Here is a 19,078-nt window from a genome sequence, read left to right on the forward strand (position 1 = left end):
ACGCTCCTCCCACAACACCCAGCATACGGGTCCGTACTGGGCGTTTCGGTCAGTTAAGCAGCCAATAATCTAATCAAACCTAATTCATCGAACCAACTATTCGGCAATGCTAAGTGCAGCGCAGGACTCCGGCTTATCCGCCAGTACCCTTTGCTCGATCCTACTGTCTGCCTCGTCAGCTCTTCACTGACTCCTCGCCTTCTTAGCTCCGCATATCGCTTCGGACTTTTCTTCCATTGATACCAGAGCAAACTTCTCAATCGTCGCCTGATCCAGCAGTCAAAGTTTTCAAACTCCGAACGGGTTTCAACTTCTCGAAAGTAGTTCTTCCAGCCCCGTAAATAGCGATTCAGAGACTCCAATCTCTGCTCCAGTGACCGCCCGCCTTTGCGGGTTAGTTGTTTGACCTTGTCCCTGAACCGCTTGCAGGTTTTATCTGCCAGCTTCTTCCTGCCATCTCTGGTAAAGCTGTATCCCAGGAACGCCCGCCTCCATGCCTTGTCAACTGCACTTTTCGCAACGTTGACTTTCAGCTTCAGCTTACTTTCGATGTAACGAGTCAAACTTGCCATCACTCTCTCGCCTGCTTTCTTGCTTCGCACAAACACCCGACAGTCATCAGCGTAACGTACAAATCGTAAATCACGCTTTTCTAACTCTTTATCGAGTTCATCCAGTACGATGTTAGACAACACAGGTGAGAGCGGCCCTCCCTGAGGCACTCCTTCCGTCTGCGGTTTTACCAGCCCGTTCTCCATCACTCCGGACTGTAGGAATCGTCGAATTAAACGTAATACATCCTTGTCATCTGTGTGAACTGCCAGTTTTGCCATCAGTCGATCATGGTTAACCCGATCGAAGAATTTCGACAGGTCAATGTCCACAACCCAGTTATATCCTTCTCGGATATACGACTGAGCCTGATTAATCGCCTGATGAGCTGACCGGTTCGGCCTGAACCCGTAACTGAAAGATGAGAACCTTAGTTCCCACTCGGCCTGCAATACTTGCTGTATCGCTTGCTGCACCATTCGGTCTAAGGCGATTGGTATACCCAACTGCCTTTCTCCTCCGTCCGGTTTGGGAATCAGTACTCGCCTTACGGGAGCAGGACGCCATTCTCCCTGCAAAGACATTGTCGCAGTTCATGACCATGTTCTTGTAGATGGGTGTACAACCCTTCCACTGTCATACGGTCGATCCCTGCTGCGCCTTTATTGCGTTTAACTCGCTGAAAGGCTCTTGTTAAATTATTGGGGTTGGCGATACGCTCCATCAGTCTAGTACCACCCGCCGGGCTTTCGTAATCCTGTGATACCGACACGACCTCAGCTCTCATAGCCTTGCAGCCTCCGGTTCCGCCGTGACCACTTGGCATGAGTTCCAGTGTTTGCTGGATTTGTCTGCGTCCAGTGTATCGAATAACAGAAACTACTCACCACTCTGTACCGTTCAGGCCTTCACTGACATACGCCAGCTACTATGCCATCTGCTGACTTCTGTGTGGCGGTCAAGTCACCTTACGATGACCTCAGTCCGAAATATCAGACACCACACAGACCTCCCGAGGTAAGTCACACCGCCTTCGCCGCACAACCGCCAGATCTACTGCCTGAATGTCCGGATGAGTATGGACTTCGTCATCATACGCTGACTCGTCCTCACGCAAACAGCCTCATATCTGATTTCTGTTCGTCGGCTCGCGGTTTTGCTCCACACTGCCTTCAGCCTGCATCTCACGATACAAACCTTGTGCTTCACTAGTCCTTCGCCCTCATCTGGCTGGACAGGGGACTTTCACCCCCAAGCTGTGTGACATGCTCGGCACACGTAGAATCTGGCAGGGAGTGATCCCCGCCAGAACAAACAGGATCAGTTCGTTATAGCACCAACAGAAGTGAAGATATAGATCAGAGCAGGCAAAACTAACACCCATTGGAGAGGTCGCGGTACTTGACCAGTTCAGAGGCAAAGAGCAGGCTCTGGCTCGCCCTTTCTTTTTGTTTTGTATCATTCAGCATTTGCTGACAATCATTAACCCGACGTCAACCTGGTGGTCAAGACTTAGGGAACATCTGCTGAACGACTTTCCAGACCTACAAGCCATTGGCCTGAATCTGAAGGGCATGGGAGCCATTGATGGCTGGGAACACTGGGGGGGAACACGATATTCAGGGCAATAAAAAAACCCCTTAGCGATTTCCCTGCAAGCAGTTCTATCGAAAGAGGCCGTGTTACCGATGATCCTAGCCCACCTAAGGGCTAAGTCAATAAGAAATTTAAATTTAAAGCGGATTGGTGCCCTGAAAAGCCATGTTGACGTGCCCGCTCAAAGTCTTCTGTGTCCTTAAAGTAATTGAGAACGACCTTATCTCCCTTGCGCACCAGTTCGCCTACAACATAACGTGAACGATCCTTACTTTCCTGCGCCTGCCAGGACAGCAATAAACGATCAGGCTCGATCAGGTGCTCAATATACCTCATTTCCAATTTTCTCCAAGTGTTCGAGCAGAGGTTCCAAGCTGCTTAATAAGTAAGTCAGCGGGTTCCATGATAGTGGATCTCGCCGACTTACTCCTGATTTTTGCCGTGTTCAGTGGCATTTTTTCTTTAGTTGTCTACTTTTATGCTTGGGCTAAAAAGTATCTGGACATACCCTGAATTATGAAAACAATAAAGCTTCTCATTACGAGCTGCTCGTTTCTGCTGTTTCTCACTTTGCCAGTGGCTGGTCATAGCTCTGGTTTTTCCAGCACACTGGGCTGGATAGGCTGGGGGCATTTCTTGCCCATCGTTGATTTCCCGGAAACGATCACTAAGTTGTCGTTTATAGAAAATAATCCCGTTCTTCGTTCTACTTACGATCTCAAGACTGTTCCTGAGCTGGAGAAAGATCAGCTTTTTGTCAGCATTGATGGTAAGTCAGGAGATGTCTTTCATTTTTGTTTCAGAACACCCCCTGCATTATCAGTGGAATATTTACCCACGCCTCCGGTCATTACCCGTTCTGCAACAGAGCAGATTATGTTGGATATGCAAGCAGGGAGTACGAGGCTGGTGGAACTGGCAGCAGGCAGTGGTCGCTGGCAGTTCGAACATCAGGTTAGTTGGCGTATACCAGAAGGAAAACAATCGTTGCTTCTGTCGGTTGAGGACAATGACAATGAATGGGTTTTAGAACCATCCTGTAGCGGTATTTTTTCAGAAACCACTGGTTTAACGTTATTTTCTGACGGCAAGGTGCAGACAAAAAACCCCGGTAACCCACAACAAGAGTTTGTTTTAAATTCTGGACAATTACTCAGCGTATCCGTTTTTCCGGGCAGTTGCCCAACAGGAATGGATTGTCGAACTGAATCAGACAAAAAGAAAGGTACTACTCACCCGGCATTGACTTCCTCATCTGCTAATACTCAATCTCAGGCAGGCTCTGGCAGCCACAGTCACAGCAGTGATGGGACAGGAAATGAGGGGAGCGATGGTTCAGGGGGATCGCCAGACCCCGGGATTTGTCAACATTGCAGCCGACGTAATCCTGTGGCCACCCACGATAAATGCTCGGCTTGTTTAGTCAGTACTTATGATCCGTCAGTACCTGCTGCCCAGCGAGAACAGCAAGACCGCGAATACCGGCAAGCGTTTCGGGACCGCCAGGCTCTTCGAAACCGCCACCTCCCCCAGCCGAGGTTCGTGACACAGGAGGATATTCTGAGGAGGCTCATGAACTCTATGATCCCGGCCAGTTCTTCCGAATTAAGAGCAGGGGCAGGGCGTGTTAGAATCATCGATGCACGAATACCTAACGAAAGTACGGACAATAATACAGAGGCCAACAGACGAGACATCGACATAATCAACGATCCGGAAGCAACTGATATTGATCGATTAAGGGCTATGTCCAGAAACTGGAGAAGACTATAACATCGTGCGGTTTGACCGTACTTTTGGCAACCAATGTCGTCCTTTCCAGCATGGCTAAGCAGAGGTTCCAAACTGCTTAATAAGTAAGTCAGCGGGTTCCATGATAGTGGATCTCGCCGACTTACTCCTGATTTTTGTCGTGTACAGTGGCATTTTTTCTTTAGTGGTCTACTTTTACGCTCAAGCTAAAAAGTATCTGGACATACTCTTCACTATGAAAATAATAAAACTTCTCATTACGAGCTGCTCGTTTCTGCTGTTTTTCATTTTACCAATGGCTGGTCATAGCTCTGGTTTTTCCAACACACTGGGCTGGGTAGGCTTGGGACATTTCTTGCCCATCGTTGATTTCTCGGAAACTATCAAAAAGTTGCCGTTTATAGAAAATAATCCCGCTCTTCATTCTAGTTACGATCTCAAGACTGTTCCTGAGCTGGAGAGAAATCAGCTTTTTGTCAGCATTGATGGTAAGTCAGGAGATGTCTTTCATTTTTGTTTCAGAACACCCCCTGCATTATCAGTGGAATATTTGCCCACGCCTCCAGTCATTACCCGTTCTGCAACAGAGCAGATTATGTTGGATATGCAAGCAGGGAGTACGAGGCTGGTGGAACTGGCAGCAGGCAGTGGTCGCTGGCAGTTCGAGCATCAGGTTAGTTGGCGTATACCAGAAGGAAAACAATCGTTGATTCTGTCGGTTGAGGACAATGACAATGAATGGGTTTTAGAACCATCCTGTAGCGGTATTTTTTCAGAAACCACTGGTTTAACGTTATTTTCTGACGGCAAGGTGCAGACAAAAAACCCCGGTCACTCACAACAAAAGTTTGTTTTAAATTCTGAACAATTACTCAGCGTATCCGTTTTTCCGGGCAGTTGCCCAACAGGAATAGATTGTCGAACTGAATCAGGCAAAAAGAAAGGTGCCAGTCATCCTGCATTGACTTCCTCATCTGCTAATACTCAATCTCAGGCAGGCTCTGGCAGCCACAGTCACAGCAGTGATGGGACAGGAAATGAAGGGAGCGATGGTTCAGGGGAACCATCAGGCCCCAGGATTTGTCAACATTGCAGTCGACGTAATCCTGTGGCCGCCCACGATAAATGCTCAGCTTGTTTAGTCAGTACTTATGATCCGTCAGTACCTGCTGTCCAGCGAACACAACAAGACCGCGAATACCTGCAAGCGTTTCGGGACCGCCAGGCTCTTCAAAACCGCCACCCCGCCCAACCGAGGTTCGTGACACAGGAGGATATCCTGGGGATGCTCATGAACTCTACAGTCCCAACCAGTTCTTCCGAATTAAGAGCAGTGGCAGGGCATTGGCTCTACAGACTTGCTGATAGAGGTAGAGTCAACAATCCGGAAGCAACTGGTGTTGATCGATTAAGGGCTATGTCCAGAAACTGGGGGAGAAGACTATAACATCGTGCGGTTTGACCGTACTTTTGGCAACCAATGCCGTCTTTTCCAGCATGGCTATTTAACTGAGTTAGCGTTAGGATGTGAACCCATTAAATTTTAATTAAGCGCCGAGCTTCGCAACCTAACCCTCGGTCAGGTATTAATCCTGAAGGCATGGTTGCCAGGCCGTAACCGGATGCGTGTTATACGCAGGGTTACCAGGGTTCACACAGAAATGTCTGAGCCTCCCGTATTTGGAAAGGTGTGAAATGCGACCACTGCATGACCGACAGGGACGAACATATCCCTATCTCAGACTGTCTCTGACCGATCTGTGTAACTTCAATTGTAACTATTGCCTGCCTGATGGCTGTGAGGATCACCGTCACAGACAGGCGCTGAGCGTTGCCGAAATTAAACGACTAGTGACTGCTTTTTCGGCAGTCGGTGTTGAGAAAATCCGCCTGACCGGCGGCGAGCCCACCCTGCGCTCTGACTTCAACGACATTGTCAGTACCATTAAGTCCATTCCCGGTATTCAGAAAGTGGCGATGACCACCAATGGCTACAAAATGGATCAGAGGGTGGAGTCCTGGCTGGCTGCCGGTGTCGATCAGATTAATGTCAGCATCGACAGCCTGGATCCTCGCGCCTTTGAAACAATAACCGGGCACGACCGTCTTCAGGAAGTACTGACGGGTATTGATAAAGCCTTTGCTAACGGTCTTTCTGCCATCAAAGTCAATGCGGTTTTGATGAAAGGGGTTAACGACATCCAGCTGGGAGCGTTTCTGGAGTGGATCAGGCACCAGCCGATTACCATGCGCTTTATTGAGTTGATGCAGACGGGGGATAATGGCCGTTTTTTCAATCAATTCCATGTCCCCGGAAGGCAGATAAGAGATCAACTGTTGGCGCAGGGCTGGGTCAGAATGACCCGTAAGAAAGATGCCGGTCCGGCCTACGAATATTGTCATCCTGACTATCAGGGGCGTATTGGCCTGATCACGCCTTATTCAAAAGATTTCTGCAAAGACTGTAACCGTCTGAGGGTTAGCAGTCAGGGCCATCTGCAACTTTGTCTGTTCTCCGAGTCGGGCCATGACCTTCGACGTTTGTTACAGGACGACAGCCAGCAGGATGAATTGATCCGGGAAATTCGATCGGTACTGAGATTGAAAGTAGACGGTCATTTTCTGGATCAGGGGTATACCGGCGGAACTCAGAACCTTGCCCAGATTGGGGGTTGATCTGGAAAGTAGGTACTGTCGTATACATTTTGATTGGGCCGGGTATAATGCCGTCCGAAGACTGGTCGGGCGCCTTATGGACATCGGCTTAGTCTTGATCCCGACTGCCCGTGGTAATCTTCCTGATGACTCATACGATCTTTGATACTCCCATCGTCAACACGTTTTTTCGCTTTATCTCGACTCTGGGCCTGAAACTGACAGGCTGGAAATTGTCGGGCAAAAAGCCCGATGCTCGAAAATATGTTCTTATTGCGGCTCCCCACACCAGCAACTGGGACTTTATCCTGGTGATAGCCATTGCCTTTAAGTTCGGCGCCAAAATTTCCTGGATGGGCAAAAGCAGTCTCTTTAAAGGCCCCATGGGCCCGATAATGCGCTGGATGGGCGGCATTCCTGTGGAACGAAGCCGAAATACCGGACTGGTGCAACAAGTCATCGACCAGTTTAATGCTTCTGAAGATCTGATCGTGACCATCCCTCCTGAGGGAACTCGCAGCAAGGTAGGTCAATGGAAAAGCGGTTTTTATCATGTTGCTGCCGGGGCAGGCGTCCCCATTGCCCTGGGATTTCTGGATTTTAAAACCAAAAAGGGCGGTTTCGGCCCCATGTTCTTCCCCACGGATAGCTACGAGGATGATCTGGAAAAAATTCAACAGTTTTACCAGGGAATGACGGGGAAAAGGCCTCATAAGTTCTAAAATGGCCTGCGGGCTAAAAACTGGCTGTCTGGTAGAAATACAGCTATCCATGTTGAATAAATAACGATAGAATGACCGGCCTTTTGTGGGAGGACTGTTGAATAAGACCTCCCAAATGTCCTGGTACTCCGTTTACCTTTGTGATCGGTTAATATTGAATTCTCATCGGATACCGATCCTGTCAGTTCTTTCGAGATCTTCAGCGAAGTCATGGACACCCAGCTGCCATGCGTGAAAAGGCCGTAGCCTGTTAATAAAGGTGGCCTGGGCATGGTTAATAATCACTGCACGTTACGGAAAGGACCGTGCAGTGGATCAGTGTGCATGATGACCGACTTTCTACCTGCTACTGTCCCATGGGTGATTCTCACGGCTTAAGACCGGCATTATCCCGTCGGCTGCCTGTCAGAGTATCTAAAGGGAGAGCACTGATCCTATCAATGCCTAATTTTTCGGAGCACTTGATGTCTGACGACACAACCCCTACTGAGCCAATGATTACCTTTGCTGAACTGCCGCTTTCCCCGGCAGTGATCAAGGCAGTACAGGATGTTGGCTATGAAACCCCTTCTCCTATTCAGGCTCAGAGCATTCCCCAGATTCTTGAGGGCAGAGACCTGCTGGGCCTGGCCCAGACCGGCACAGGCAAAACCGCTGCTTTTGCCCTGCCGATGCTGTCCAGACTGGATATGAAAACCAATGATCCCCAGGTTCTCGTTCTGACACCCACACGGGAACTGGCCATCCAGGTGGCTGAAGCGTTTCAGCGCTATGCCCGTCACATGCCCGGCTTTCACGTGCTGCCCGTTTACGGTGGTCAGGATATGCGCGGTCAGCTCAGAGGCCTCAAGCGTGGTGCCCATGTTATTGTCGGTACGCCCGGTCGTGTCATGGATCATATCCGCAGAGAAAGTCTCAGGCTCAATACCCTGAAAGCGGTGGTTCTGGATGAAGCCGACGAAATGCTGCGCATGGGCTTTGTCGATGATATCGAATGGATCATGGAGCAGACCCCTGAAGATCGTCAGGTAGCCCTGTTCTCAGCCACCATGCCCAGACAGATTCGCAAGATTGCTGATACCCACCTGAAAAATCCTGCCACGGTTGAGATCAAGGCGAAAACCGCCACGGTGGATACCATCACCCAGAAAGTCTGCATGGTCAGCGGTTTCCACAAGCTCGATGCACTGACCCGCATCCTGGAAGTGGAACCTTTTGATGCCATGATTATTTTCGTGCGCACCAAAACCGCCACCGTGGAGCTGGCTGAAAAGCTGGAGGCCAGAGGCTTTGCTGCGGCCGCTCTGAACGGTGACATGAGCCAGGGTCTGCGTGAAAAAGTGGTGGATCGACTGAAGAAAGGCTCTCTCGATATTCTGATCGCTACCGATGTTGCCGCCCGTGGTCTTGACGTTGAGCGTATGTCTCACGTGGTTAACTACGACATTCCTTACGATACCGAGGCTTACGTTCACCGTATTGGTCGTACTGGCCGTGCCGGTCGTCAGGGTGTCGCTATCCTGTTTGCTACACACCGTGAGCGTCGTATGTTGCGTGCCATTGAACACGCTACCCGCCAGCGCATCGAAACCATGCGTCTGCCGTCTATGCGCGATGTTCGTGATATGCGCATCCGGGCTTTCAAAGAAGAAGTGGTGAAATCCCTGGAAATGGGTGAAGAGCTGGATGCCTTCCGTGAAATCATTACCGAGTTGGAAACCGAACACGCCCTGAGCCACGAAGACATGGCGGCTGTGCTTTGCTTTATGGCTCAGAAAGACCGTCCATTCCCGGATGGTAAAGAGCCTGAGCGTCCACAGCGTGAGCGCCGTGACCGGGGCGACAGAGGCGACAGAGGCGATCGGGGTGAGCGCGGCGCCCGTCCTCGTCGAGATCGTAAAGAAGACAATGAAGGTATGGTTCGTTACCGCGTCGATATCGGCCGCGACCAGGGCATCACTCCCGGAGACCTGGTGGGTGCCATTGCCAACGAAAGTAATATTTCTGGCAAAAACATTGGCCACATTCGTCTGTTCGACACCTGCTCGTCCATCTACCTGCCAGAAGGTGTGGACTCCTCAACTCTGGATGCTTTGAAAAACGTCAAGGTTCGCAACAAGGCTCTGGATCTGAAAATCTGGGCTGACGACGGTCGTCGTGATAACAGCCGTGATAACAACCGTCCCCGTCGTGGCCGTGGTCGCGATGGTGAAGGCTTCAGAAGAGATCGTGAACATCGTGGTGGCGACCGGCGTCAGGGGTCGCGCAAACCGCGTCGTGAAGCGTAAGTCGATCGTCCTTCCCTGATTACGAAAAAGCAGAAGCCCGGTACTTCTGCTTTTTTTGTTTGGAGTACCATAAAAGGCCATTAACAGACCATCAAAGGGCAGGTAGACTGTCTGGAAACAATAATTAAAGAGGTCTCGCTTATGCTATATGTAGCATTTTCCGGTTCGAAAGGGCGGGGAGTCTTCACCCGTAAAAAGATTGAGCGAGATACGGTTATCGAGCGTTGTCCCGTGCTTGAATTACCTCCGGAAGATCTTGAACACATCGATCAAACGTCAATCTACAACTATTACTTTTCCTGGGGTGAGGAAATGGATTCCGCCGCCATTGCTTTGGGACTGGGTTCAATTTACAACCACTCTTATACGCCCAATGCCCTTTATCGATTTGATATGGACGACCGGGTGATTGAATTTATTGCTATTAAAAAAATTCTGCCCAATGAAGAGATAACGATTAATTACAACGGCTCACCCAATGATCAATCGCCACTTTGGGAAGGTGTTCAGTGGGAGCCTTGAAAGGTCGATGCCTGAGTTCAGATATCACCGGTTAATATGATTGATATTGTTGAGCATTTGACTGCTACACTTAGTGATATTTTATCTGGGGAAGTCAGCCAGATAAGTATCTGTCGATGTTCTACTATTTACTGCTTCTTTGTCGTGTAGTGTGAGGTCTAAAGTAAAGTCATGAGGATCATGGGATGTTATGCTCTGGTGCTGGCTGCGGGAAGCCTTCTTGCCGCCTGTAGTTCATCAGAAAAAAATGTGGTGGTGACGCCCACCGAAGTTGAGGGTAAGACCTGGGTGCTGCGTTCCCTGGATGGCCAGCCACCGGTTAATGGCAGAAGAGTCACCTTTGAATTACAGCCTGCTTCTGACGTGGATGGTAAAATCGGTGGCCGCGGTCCTTGTAATGGTTACTTTGGCAGCTACACGATGCAGCAGGATGAACTGCAGTTTGGCAGAGTGGGCTCCACCCTGATGGCCTGCCCGGAGCCTGTTATGAAGCAGGAAATGGCTTTTTTCAACGCGCTCCAGAAGGTAGACACCATGGTGTCTAACGGCGTCGTGCTGACACTCAAGAGCCGTCACAACAACCAGTCGATGACGTTTGTTGCAGAAACAGCTGAAGTGAAAGGCATCGTCAAATCAACCACCGGTAGTTTTCCGGCTGGCTCCGATGTTCGAATTCAGCTGAAAGATACCAGCAAGAAGGATACCCGCTATAATCTGATCGGTGAGAAGAAAATCAAGCTGGAGCATGAGCTGGATGCCCCCTTAAAATTTGAAGTTCCTTATTCCCCCACCCTGGTTCAGCCAAACCATTCCTATTCCGTCTCTGTAGAAGTCAGACAAAAGGGAAAACTGATTTCCCACAGTACTTCCGACAAAATGGTTAATCTCGCTAAACCTCTGGAATTGAAGACAACTCAGTGATTACGGGCTGAACGCCTGATTGAGAATTTCAGCCAGTCGATAACCTGAAGTCACTATTCTTTCTTTTGAAACTTGTTGTCCTCTCAGCAAATAGTCTTTGCTGGGAGGCTCGCCCGGTCTGATCTGATCTAAGACCAGTGTTCTCTGTATATGTAAACTTTCCCGTGCCCAATTTGCAGGGTGGCTGTCCTTCAGGTTGGAAAGCGTGTGCCGGGGGACATCCAGCAAAAGTTGTCGGGAATACTCGGCGATCATCTTTTCAGCCCCGGGATGGTAGCTGCGCACCGAAGGAAAAGCCGTTAAACCACTGTCCCAGAGCGCTGCCAGGTTGGTAAGTTGTTCTTCCTCATACTTAACCCCGGCAATGGCAAAAGCCTTGTAGCACTGGCCGTGTTCCGGCGGCCTCTCCTTCCTGTCGTCACAAATATGCAGAGGACTATGGAGATCCTGACTGATATGAATCAAGGCTCTTAACATCAAGGCTTGGGCAAAGTTTGAACTATCAGGGTTAGAGAGGGTTTTAATAGCCTGCTCTGCCACCCAGATGCCGTTTTGCTGTTGGGGCCCGTTCGCCAGTCCATTGACCACCTGATCATCACTGACGGTATGCCAGTAACCCGTGACAGCCAGACCTTCCTTTTTGATGGCATCCATCCAGGTGGAAGCGATAATAAAGCTATGCGTTTGGGGTTCGGCCTCTTTCAAAACATCCAGCAGCTCCTGACTGCGCTGCCGGGCGATGGGTGTCATATTCTGCCAGGCTATCCAGCTGCTGATCATATGGCCCGAGTCAAACCAGGCATGGACTGGGCTGAAAAACAGGCTTGCCAACAGGAAGACGATTCCTCTGCACATAGCCTCTCCCTTTTCATTTGTTCTGGAATCAAGTATTAACCACTGGCAATTACGGGGCAATGCTCTCTCACCTTATGGCTAATGTGATACATTCGTTTCTTCCTCTTTTCTATCAACATCAAGGAGTTCCCGCTATGCAGTTTCGTCCCTGCATTGACCTGCACCAAGGCAAGGTGAAACAGATAGTAGGAAGCTCCCTGCGTGATGATGATCATTCAGCTCAGGTGAACTTTGAAAGCGACCGCTCAGCCGCTGATTTTGCCGAGCTTTATCGCCGGGAAGGGTTAACCGGTGGTCATGTCATAAAATTAGGTCCCGGTAACGAAGCAGCCGCTGCCGCTGCCCTGTCAGGCTGGCCAAGAGGTCTTCAGGCAGGTGGCGGCATTACTTCTGAGAATGCCACTTACTATCTTGATTTGGGAGCCTCCCATGTCATCGTGACTTCCTACGTTTTCAAGGATGGCCAGATCAACTTTGCAAATCTCGACAAATTGCTGGCTGCTGTGGGCCGAAAACGACTGGTGCTGGACCTTTCCTGTAAAAAGAAAGGCGATGACTATTTTATTGTGACGGATCGCTGGCAGAGGTTTACCGACATCCGAATCAATGGAGAGACACTGGAAAAACTGGCTCACTATTGTGATGAGTTTCTTGTTCATGCCGCGTCGGTCGAAGGTTTAATGGCGGGCCCTGACCTGGCACTGGTTTCCCTGCTGGCTCACTATTCACCGATTCCTGTGACTTATGCGGGGGGCATTGCCACTCTGGAAGATATTGAAGCGGTAAGAACAGCCGGCAACGGCCAGGTACACATTACCATCGGCAGTGCCCTGGATATTTTTGGTGGTGCTTTGGCGTTCAGGGACGTGGTTGCGAGCTGTAAAACGGATTGATCCCGCAGCGCTACCATCTATGCTGATTGCTTTTAAACCACCCGCTTTGAATAGCAATCAGTGTCAATATCAAGAATTTCAACCGTCAGTATATTCACCATCGGGATGATCCGATCAGCGGCACTGAGCACTTGTTGGCTGAGGTCTTTCTTTTGGGCTGCTGTTCGACCTCTCATAATTCTGACGGTGATGTGAACAAAAGACTGCTCAGGCTGAGCTGTTTGAAAGTATTCGCAGGCGATAGCCCTGGACTTGATGTCTTCCGTTTTAAACAGGCCTGATTCCAGGGCGCCTTGATGAACAGCTGAAACCAGATCTCTGATTGAGCACTTGTGTTCAATACCTGAAGAGTACTCGATGATGCAGTGAGGCATGGCGGATTGTCTTTGGGAAATGGAGTGAAGAAGCTTATCAAAAACCCAAAGGAGGCAACAGAAAGACTAAAACAGGCCACGCTATGAATTTCTTGTCTATTCTTGGTGTTTGGAAAGGAGCCGATAAATTAATACATGAACAGTCAAACATTAGGAAGCACCCTGCTGGTAGCAGGAACATCTATCGGCGCGGGAATGCTGGCTTTGCCTCTGGTTTCCGCTGCCACGGGTTTCTGGTCAGGCATCCTGCTGATGATGTTAATGGCATCTCTGGCCTGCTATGGAGGGCTGCTCATAGCCGAGGCTTGCCGGGCCGTGCCAGAGGCCGTTAATCTCCATGGCGTCGTGGGGCGGTTGCTGGGAAAACCCGGTCAGGCGGTGGCTATTCTGGCCATGCTGTTTTTGTATTACTCACTCAGTTCAGCCTATATCACCGCTGGCGCAGGGCAGCTGGCCTCATTCACCAGCAAGATGGGACTGGCTCTCAGCTTTTCTCAGTCAGCTGCGGTAGTGACAGGGTTCATTGCCGCTCTGGTGTTGGTCGGGACAGTGGTTGTGGATTATGCCAATCGCACGATGTTCCTGCTGATGATGATGTTATTGATGTTCATCATGGCGCTGTTGCTGCCAGAAGCTGAAGCCGACAATCTCACCCTTGGGGTCGGTGAACCCGGTATGCTCTTTGCCGCCCTGCCAGTACTCTACACCTCATTTGGCTACCATTGCGCAGTACCCACCGTCGTACAATATGTGAAAGGCAAGCCCGGAGATTTTCGTCTGGCATTGGTGCTGGGCAGTTTCTTGCCTCTTCTGGTCTATTCGCTCTGGCAGGTTGCCACCAACGGCACCTTGTCGTCGCTGGTGATCAACAACCTGCACAGCAGTCCCGATGCAGTGGGCGAGCTTATTAATAGAATCGGGGAGGCTAGCCATTACTCCGGCTTTAGTCATCTCATCAATGGCTTTACCGCCTGTGCGCTGGGTACTTCATTTCTGGGCGTAGCCATTGGTCTGTTTGATTATCTGGCTGAGGTCAGCCATAGACCTGACACCCTCGTGGGTCGCATTCAAACCCTCTGCCTGACGCTGGGGCTGCCATTGTTGGTGGCGGTTCTATTTCCGGGAAGCTTCGTAACGACTCTGGGCTATGCGGCAGTGGCATTGGTGGTTCTAGCAGTCTTTATTCCTGTTTTTATGGTCTGGGAAGCTCGGAAGGAGCACCTTGAAGAACCCTATCAGGTGGCCGGTGGCAACGTGTTGCTGGTGGTTATGTGTTTGATTGGGCTGGCTGTGATTTTTGCCCAGATAGGCATTGTTTCCGGTTGGCTGCCAGCCCTGGATTCCTGATCAGGAACCAAGGCTGTCAAAAGAGCCTGTCAAAAGAGCCTGTCTGGCTCTTTACCCTTGATCCAATTAGTATCATCTCTTCTATTAATAAGAACGGAAACTCCTCATGTTACGAAAAACACTTCTGACGGCTTCAGCCCTTGTTCTCCCCGCTTTATCTTTTGCCAACGGATACGTAGGTCAGTGGCACACCATTAATGAAGACACCAATAAACCAGAATCCCTGGTGACTATCTGGGAAGAAGACAATCAGCTCAAAGGAAAGGTGGTGCAGATTCTTGATCCTGCCACCAGGGGGGCGGTCTGCGAAAAATGTAAGGGTGATAAAAAGAACCAGAAGATAGAGGGGATGACTTTTCTCTGGGGAATGAAAAAAGACGGCTCTAAATACGACAATGGAAATGTTCTCGATCCGAAGTCAGGCAAAGTTTACAGCGGTAGCATGAAGTTAATTGACGAGGGCCAAAAGCTGGAACTCAGGGGTTATGTGGGCTTTTCATTGTTAGGGAGAACGACAGTTTGGCTTAAGGCCGAGTAGTCTTGCAAAGTGGGCAGGCTTAGCACCCGGCGGTGATACTGCCGGGCAAAAGTCAGGCTCCTAGGAGCCTGACCGAGAATAGCTGCCCTACTGCGGCGACAGCAAATTGGTCTAAAAATCCGCTTTTGTTCGTCAAATAGCTCGCTATTCTCCTCACAAAACCGAATTTTTATCCTCAATTTTCTGCCGTCCTCGCTACGGGCGCCATTCTCGGTCAGGCTCCTAGTACACGGCTTCAATGTAATTGATGGGTTCCCTCTATTAATAGCACCCAAGCTCCGTTCACCCTGAGCGGAGTCGAAGGGTGGTTGGCACGGTCTTTGTTAGTTCAGAGTCCACATCCTTCGACTCCGCTCAGGATGAACGAGGGGGCTGTATGTATATCAAGGCTTAGCTGCACTAGGGTCATTTGTACTGACTGAACAGTTCAGCTTTGTCCTCTTTCTCCTGCTTCAGAGTCATTGCCAAAAACAGAATCGCCATGCCACAGGCAGCCAGAATCAGCATAAAGCCACCACTCCAACCCATCGCGTCAACAATGACGCCCATGGCTAGATTGGCAAACAGAGCGCCACCCAGGTAACCAAACAGGCCGGTCAGGCCAGTGGCGGTTCCGGTCGCTTTCTTGGGAGCTGAATCAGCGGCCTGAAGACCTACCAGCACCACAGGGCCATAAATCAGGAAACCCACGAAGATCAGGCAGAGGTTATCAATCATTGGGTGTCCGGCGGGGTTCTGCCAGTAAATAACAATAGCCACACAGACCAGCGCCATCATCCACATACTGACAGGGGCACGGCAGCCTCTGAAGAAGCGGTCGCTGGCCCAGCCACAAAGCAGGATACCGGGAATACCGGCAAACTCATAAAGGAAATAGGCCAGACCACTTTGAGCCATTGAGAAACCTTTCACTTCTTTCAGGTAAGTCGGTGCCCAGTCCAGCACTCCGTAACGAACCAGATAAACGAAGACATTGGCCAGTGAGAGATACCAGAGCAATTTATTGTTGAATACGTATTTGAAAAAAATGTCTTTGGCGGACATCTCCTGCTCATGGTGATGCTCGTCGTAAGATTTGAGTTTATCGCCAGTCCAGGCTTCGATACTGGGCAGACCGCAGGACTGGGGAGTATCTCTTAATAACGTCCAGGTAATACCGGCCAGAACCAGGGCCACAACCCCGTGGAACCAGAGCTGCGACTGCCAGTCACCAAATAAATAGACCGCATAAATAGCCATGGGCCCCACCAGACCGGCTCCGAGGTTATGAGAGGTATTCCAGTATGCCCACTTGACGCCCCTTTCTCTGACAGAGAACCAATGCGTCATAACCCTGCTGCCAGCCGGATAGCCCATTCCCTGAAACCAGCCATTGAGAAACAGCAGGGCAAACATGGCAGTGACCGAAGCGGTAGCAAAGGGAACGATCCCCATAAATATCATGGTCAGAGCTGAGAGAATCAGACCTATACTCATGAATTTCCGGGCATCACTGCGATCAGACAGGTTGCCCATAAGAAACTTGCTGAAGCCATAGGCAAAAGAAACCGCTGAGAGAGCCAGACCCAGCTCAGACTTGGTGAATCCCTGCTCAATCAGGTCAGGCATGGCCAGAGAGAAGTTTTTACGTATCAGGTAATAAGCGGCATAACCAACAATGATACCCAACAAAACCTGAATGCGAAGTCTCTTGTAGACTTCATCGACATCTTTGGACGCAATCTGCTCTTGATGAGCAGGAGGACTGAGAAATCCCAGCATATAAAGTACTCCCAAGCTTATTTGCTATAGCCATTTGCCCTGACGGGCAGCCAACAGCAACGGCGAGTAGTCCTTTAGACCGGCAATTGGATCCATGGCTGAATGATTTGGAACCGCTTCTTTCTCAATGCAGTTAGCATTATTTTTTACAGACAACTCTTGATTAAAACCGCAACGAGCGCAACACTCGTTGTTATGGCTAAGGTTCAAGCTACCTTTCAAACACTTAAAGTTGAAACCTACAAGATAAATTCACCTTTTGCGATTTATCTTGTGTCTAGCGTAATTGATTTTGCGATTGTTGCAATTTTATTTGACTGTCAGGCTCACTGGCTCCCAAAGAGAAAAGGCGTTTTATTAGGCTCCACAGAATGTGTGCTTAAATGGTTCTGTGTGTAATCAACCATGGTAATTTCAGTTCATATTTGTGATTTGGCAAGTCAAAGTTTAAAAAATAATCAGATATTAGAGTGATGCCCTGGTAATAAAACTTACGTACAATATTCTTATTTAGAGTGCATATCCATGATCAAGGCAGGCATTGTTGGCGGTACCGGTTACACCGGAGCAGAATTGTTGCGTCTTCTGGCAGTTCATCCCGACGTTGAAGTCACGGTGATTACTTCAAGAAAGGAGGCAGGCAAGCCCGTCAGTGAACTGTATCCCGGACTGCGGGGCAAAATGGACATTGTCTATTCACAGCCAGACGATGATGCTCTGGCTAGCTGTGACCTGGTGTTCTTTGCCACGCCCAATGGAATTGCCATGAATTCTGTTCCCGGTCTGCTGGACAAAGGTGTGAAGGTCGTGGATCTGGCAGCCGACTTTCGTCTGAGCAATGCTGCCCAATGGCAGCAATGGTACGGCGTTGATCATGCCTGCCCTGGTTTACTGGCAGAAGCGGTCTATGGTTTGCCGGAGATGAACCGGGAGTCCATTAAATCCGCACAGCTGGTGGCCAATCCGGGGTGTTATCCGACGGCTGCACAATTGGGTTTGTTGCCGCTGATGGAAAAAGGTCTGGTAGAAGGCAATGTTATTATTGATGCCAAGTCCGGAGTCAGTGGCGCTGGCCGTGAAGCCAAAGTGGCCAGTTTATTGTGCGAAGCTTCTGAATCATTCAAAGCATACGGTGTACCAGGCCACAGGCATCTGCCAGAAATCCGACAGGGCATAGAGAGAATGTCTCTGGCAGGCGTTCAGAGTTACCAGGGTGAGCTGGTGTTTGTGCCGCACCTTGTTCCCATGATCAGAGGCATTCATACAACGTCGTATGTTTCGGTAAAAGATCACACCATTGATCTTCAGGCCTTGTACGAAAACAGGTTCAGTCATGAGCCTTTTGTTGATGTTTTGCCAGCAGGCAGTCATCCGGAAACACGTTCAGTCAAATCCTGCAACCAATGTCGTATTTCCGTTCATCGCCCACAGGGAGGCGATACCCTGGTGATTCTGTCGGTGATTGATAATCTGGTGAAGGGAGCGGCAGGTCAGGCGATTCAAAATATGAATATTATGTGCGGACTGAATGAAACCGCGAGCCTTGATGCGCCTGCTTTGATGCCTTGATCTTTACAAGACAGGGCTCGCAGTAGCAGGAGGTATCTGCTTCGGGCACTGACATCAAAACAGCGGGTGTATGGGTTAAAGACGACTTCAAGTCTTTCATACACCAGCACTGTCCGGCAGGTTTTCCAGCGCTGATGGCGCAGTGATTTTGCTGTTGGCAAAGAGGGCAGCGTGCTGGAGTCATGGATTTTCAATGCTGCTCAACAGGTCTGGCCTGATTCTGGCCATTTGATAGGTGCTGCCGTACTGGCCTCTGCGGAAGCAATCGAAGCGGGCAGTTCCTTCGATTTCAAAGCCGTACTTTTTATACAGGGCAATCGCGTGTTTGTTTTCTGTGAAAACGCCCAGTTCGATACGGACAATATTCAACCAGTGATCACAGAGCTGGATCATTTCATCAACCAGTCTTGATCCTACTCCCTGCCCCTGAAAATCAGGGTGTACACTGATGCCGAAAGTCGCGACGTGTTTTTTACGTGGCTTGCTGGACATACGAATGCCAAGATGACCTGCAACCTTGCCGTTTACTTCTGCAACCAGCTGAACGGATTCATTGCTTCGGGACTGAAACAGTTCTTTCCAGTGGTCGGAGTGGTTGTAGGGGATCTGGGAGGTGTTTTCTGCCAAGTCCTGATATTCAAACATTTCTGCGATACGAGGAAAGTCCCTGTCTTCCTGGTGTCGTATTATTATTTCCATAGTATTTTTATAGCCTCTGTTTCTCTGTGGCAAT

At 49.7% G+C, this 19,078-nt stretch carries 19 protein-coding genes and 1 riboswitch; of the genes, 12 read left to right on the forward strand and 7 right to left on the reverse strand.

The genetic code is table 11. The annotated features are described in order from the left end of the window. Positions 1 to 53 precede the first annotated feature (53 nt). The 3 genes from ltrA to K7B67_RS15940 form a co-directional block, all read right to left on the reverse strand. On the reverse strand, positions 54 to 1,136 hold the full coding sequence (ltrA, locus tag K7B67_RS15930; RefSeq protein WP_252176869.1) for a group II intron reverse transcriptase/maturase: 1,083 nt from the start codon (positions 1,134 to 1,136) through the stop codon (positions 54 to 56). Beyond that, complete coding sequence (locus tag K7B67_RS15935; RefSeq protein ID WP_252176870.1) at positions 1,100 to 1,378, reverse strand: hypothetical protein; 279 nt, start codon at positions 1,376 to 1,378, stop codon at positions 1,100 to 1,102. The genes ltrA and K7B67_RS15935 overlap by 37 nt, the downstream gene beginning before the upstream one ends. A gap of 884 nt (positions 1,379 to 2,262) precedes the next feature. Beyond that, positions 2,263 to 2,484: a hypothetical protein gene (locus K7B67_RS15940; RefSeq protein WP_252176871.1), complete on the reverse strand. Its 222-nt coding sequence runs from the start codon at positions 2,482 to 2,484 to the stop codon at positions 2,263 to 2,265. A gap of 300 nt (positions 2,485 to 2,784) precedes the next feature. Here K7B67_RS15940 and K7B67_RS15945 point away from each other — a divergent pair, with 300 nt between their 5' ends. The 7 genes from K7B67_RS15945 to K7B67_RS15975 all read left to right on the forward strand — a co-directional run bounded on the left by K7B67_RS15945 (position 2,785) and on the right by K7B67_RS15975 (position 11,008). Then, positions 2,785 to 3,921, forward strand: a complete 1,137-nt coding sequence (locus K7B67_RS15945; protein ID WP_252176872.1) for a hypothetical protein — start codon at positions 2,785 to 2,787, stop codon at positions 3,919 to 3,921. Positions 3,922 to 4,195: 274 nt separating this feature from the next. Further along, on the forward strand, positions 4,196 to 5,347 hold the full coding sequence (locus K7B67_RS15950) for a hypothetical protein (RefSeq protein WP_252176873.1): 1,152 nt from the start codon (positions 4,196 to 4,198) through the stop codon (positions 5,345 to 5,347). A 93-nt stretch (positions 5,348 to 5,440) separates the two neighbouring features. Further along, positions 5,441 to 5,607: riboswitch (molybdenum cofactor riboswitch) on the forward strand. Next, positions 5,596 to 6,576, forward strand: a complete 981-nt coding sequence (moaA, locus tag K7B67_RS15955; protein ID WP_252176874.1) for a GTP 3',8-cyclase MoaA — start codon at positions 5,596 to 5,598, stop codon at positions 6,574 to 6,576. It overlaps the preceding riboswitch by 12 nt. Positions 6,577 to 6,701: 125 nt before the next feature. Next, positions 6,702 to 7,277, forward strand: a complete 576-nt coding sequence (locus K7B67_RS15960) for a lysophospholipid acyltransferase family protein (RefSeq protein ID WP_252176875.1) — start codon at positions 6,702 to 6,704, stop codon at positions 7,275 to 7,277. Positions 7,278 to 7,741: 464 nt separating this feature from the next. Continuing rightward, the gene (locus K7B67_RS15965) at positions 7,742 to 9,565 is read left to right on the forward strand and encodes a DEAD/DEAH box helicase (protein WP_252176876.1); all 1,824 of its coding nucleotides are present in this window, start codon (positions 7,742 to 7,744) and stop codon (positions 9,563 to 9,565) included. A 141-nt stretch (positions 9,566 to 9,706) separates the two neighbouring features. Then, on the forward strand, positions 9,707 to 10,087 hold the full coding sequence (locus K7B67_RS15970) for an SET domain-containing protein (protein ID WP_252176877.1): 381 nt from the start codon (positions 9,707 to 9,709) through the stop codon (positions 10,085 to 10,087). 180 nt (positions 10,088 to 10,267) lie between these two features. Continuing rightward, a complete protein-coding gene (locus tag K7B67_RS15975; protein ID WP_252176878.1) occupies positions 10,268 to 11,008 on the forward strand; it encodes an META domain-containing protein in 741 nt (246 codons plus the stop codon). On the opposite strand, the gene K7B67_RS15980 is transcribed toward K7B67_RS15975, so the two are convergent. Then, the gene (locus K7B67_RS15980) at positions 11,009 to 11,863 is read right to left on the reverse strand and encodes a S1/P1 nuclease (protein ID WP_252176879.1); all 855 of its coding nucleotides are present in this window, start codon (positions 11,861 to 11,863) and stop codon (positions 11,009 to 11,011) included. Positions 11,864 to 11,997: 134 nt separating this feature from the next. On the opposite strand from K7B67_RS15980, the gene hisA reads away from it, so the two are divergent. Further along, positions 11,998 to 12,756 carry a phosphoribosylformimino-5-aminoimidazole carboxamide ribotide isomerase gene (gene hisA, locus K7B67_RS15985; protein WP_252176880.1) on the forward strand — a complete coding sequence of 253 codons (759 nt, stop codon included), beginning with the start codon at positions 11,998 to 12,000 and terminating at the stop codon, positions 12,754 to 12,756. A 32-nt stretch (positions 12,757 to 12,788) separates the two neighbouring features. Here the strand turns inward: hisA and K7B67_RS15990 are convergent, their stop codons facing one another. Next, a complete protein-coding gene (locus tag K7B67_RS15990) occupies positions 12,789 to 13,130 on the reverse strand; it encodes a 5-carboxymethyl-2-hydroxymuconate Delta-isomerase (protein WP_252176881.1) in 342 nt (113 codons plus the stop codon). 135 nt (positions 13,131 to 13,265) lie between these two features. Between K7B67_RS15990 and K7B67_RS15995 the strand changes: the two genes are divergently transcribed. Both K7B67_RS15995 and K7B67_RS16000 read left to right on the forward strand, forming a co-directional pair. Beyond that, the gene (locus K7B67_RS15995) at positions 13,266 to 14,477 is read left to right on the forward strand and encodes an aromatic amino acid transport family protein (RefSeq protein WP_252176882.1); all 1,212 of its coding nucleotides are present in this window, start codon (positions 13,266 to 13,268) and stop codon (positions 14,475 to 14,477) included. A 106-nt stretch (positions 14,478 to 14,583) separates the two neighbouring features. Next, positions 14,584 to 15,015 (forward strand): DUF2147 domain-containing protein, encoded by a 432-nt coding sequence (locus K7B67_RS16000; RefSeq protein WP_252176883.1) that lies wholly within the window; start codon positions 14,584 to 14,586, stop codon positions 15,013 to 15,015. A gap of 405 nt (positions 15,016 to 15,420) precedes the next feature. Here K7B67_RS16000 and pgtP read toward each other — a convergent pair whose 3' ends face one another. Continuing rightward, positions 15,421 to 16,776, reverse strand: a complete 1,356-nt coding sequence (gene pgtP, locus K7B67_RS16005; protein WP_252176884.1) for a phosphoglycerate transporter protein PgtP — start codon at positions 16,774 to 16,776, stop codon at positions 15,421 to 15,423. A gap of 102 nt (positions 16,777 to 16,878) precedes the next feature. Between pgtP and K7B67_RS16010 the strand changes: the two genes are divergently transcribed. Then, positions 16,879 to 17,175 (forward strand): hypothetical protein, encoded by a 297-nt coding sequence (locus tag K7B67_RS16010; RefSeq protein ID WP_252176885.1) that lies wholly within the window; start codon positions 16,879 to 16,881, stop codon positions 17,173 to 17,175. A gap of 126 nt (positions 17,176 to 17,301) precedes the next feature. Then, positions 17,302 to 18,345 (forward strand): N-acetyl-gamma-glutamyl-phosphate reductase, encoded by a 1,044-nt coding sequence (argC, locus tag K7B67_RS16015; RefSeq protein ID WP_252176886.1) that lies wholly within the window; start codon positions 17,302 to 17,304, stop codon positions 18,343 to 18,345. 180 nt (positions 18,346 to 18,525) lie between these two features. On the opposite strand, the gene K7B67_RS16020 is transcribed toward argC, so the two are convergent. Then, positions 18,526 to 19,044: a GNAT family N-acetyltransferase gene (locus tag K7B67_RS16020; protein WP_252176887.1), complete on the reverse strand. Its 519-nt coding sequence runs from the start codon at positions 19,042 to 19,044 to the stop codon at positions 18,526 to 18,528. Positions 19,045 to 19,078: the final 34 nt, after the last annotated feature.

Source organism: Endozoicomonas sp. 4G, assembly GCF_023822025.1.
Classification (GTDB): domain Bacteria; phylum Pseudomonadota; class Gammaproteobacteria; order Pseudomonadales; family Endozoicomonadaceae; genus Endozoicomonas_A.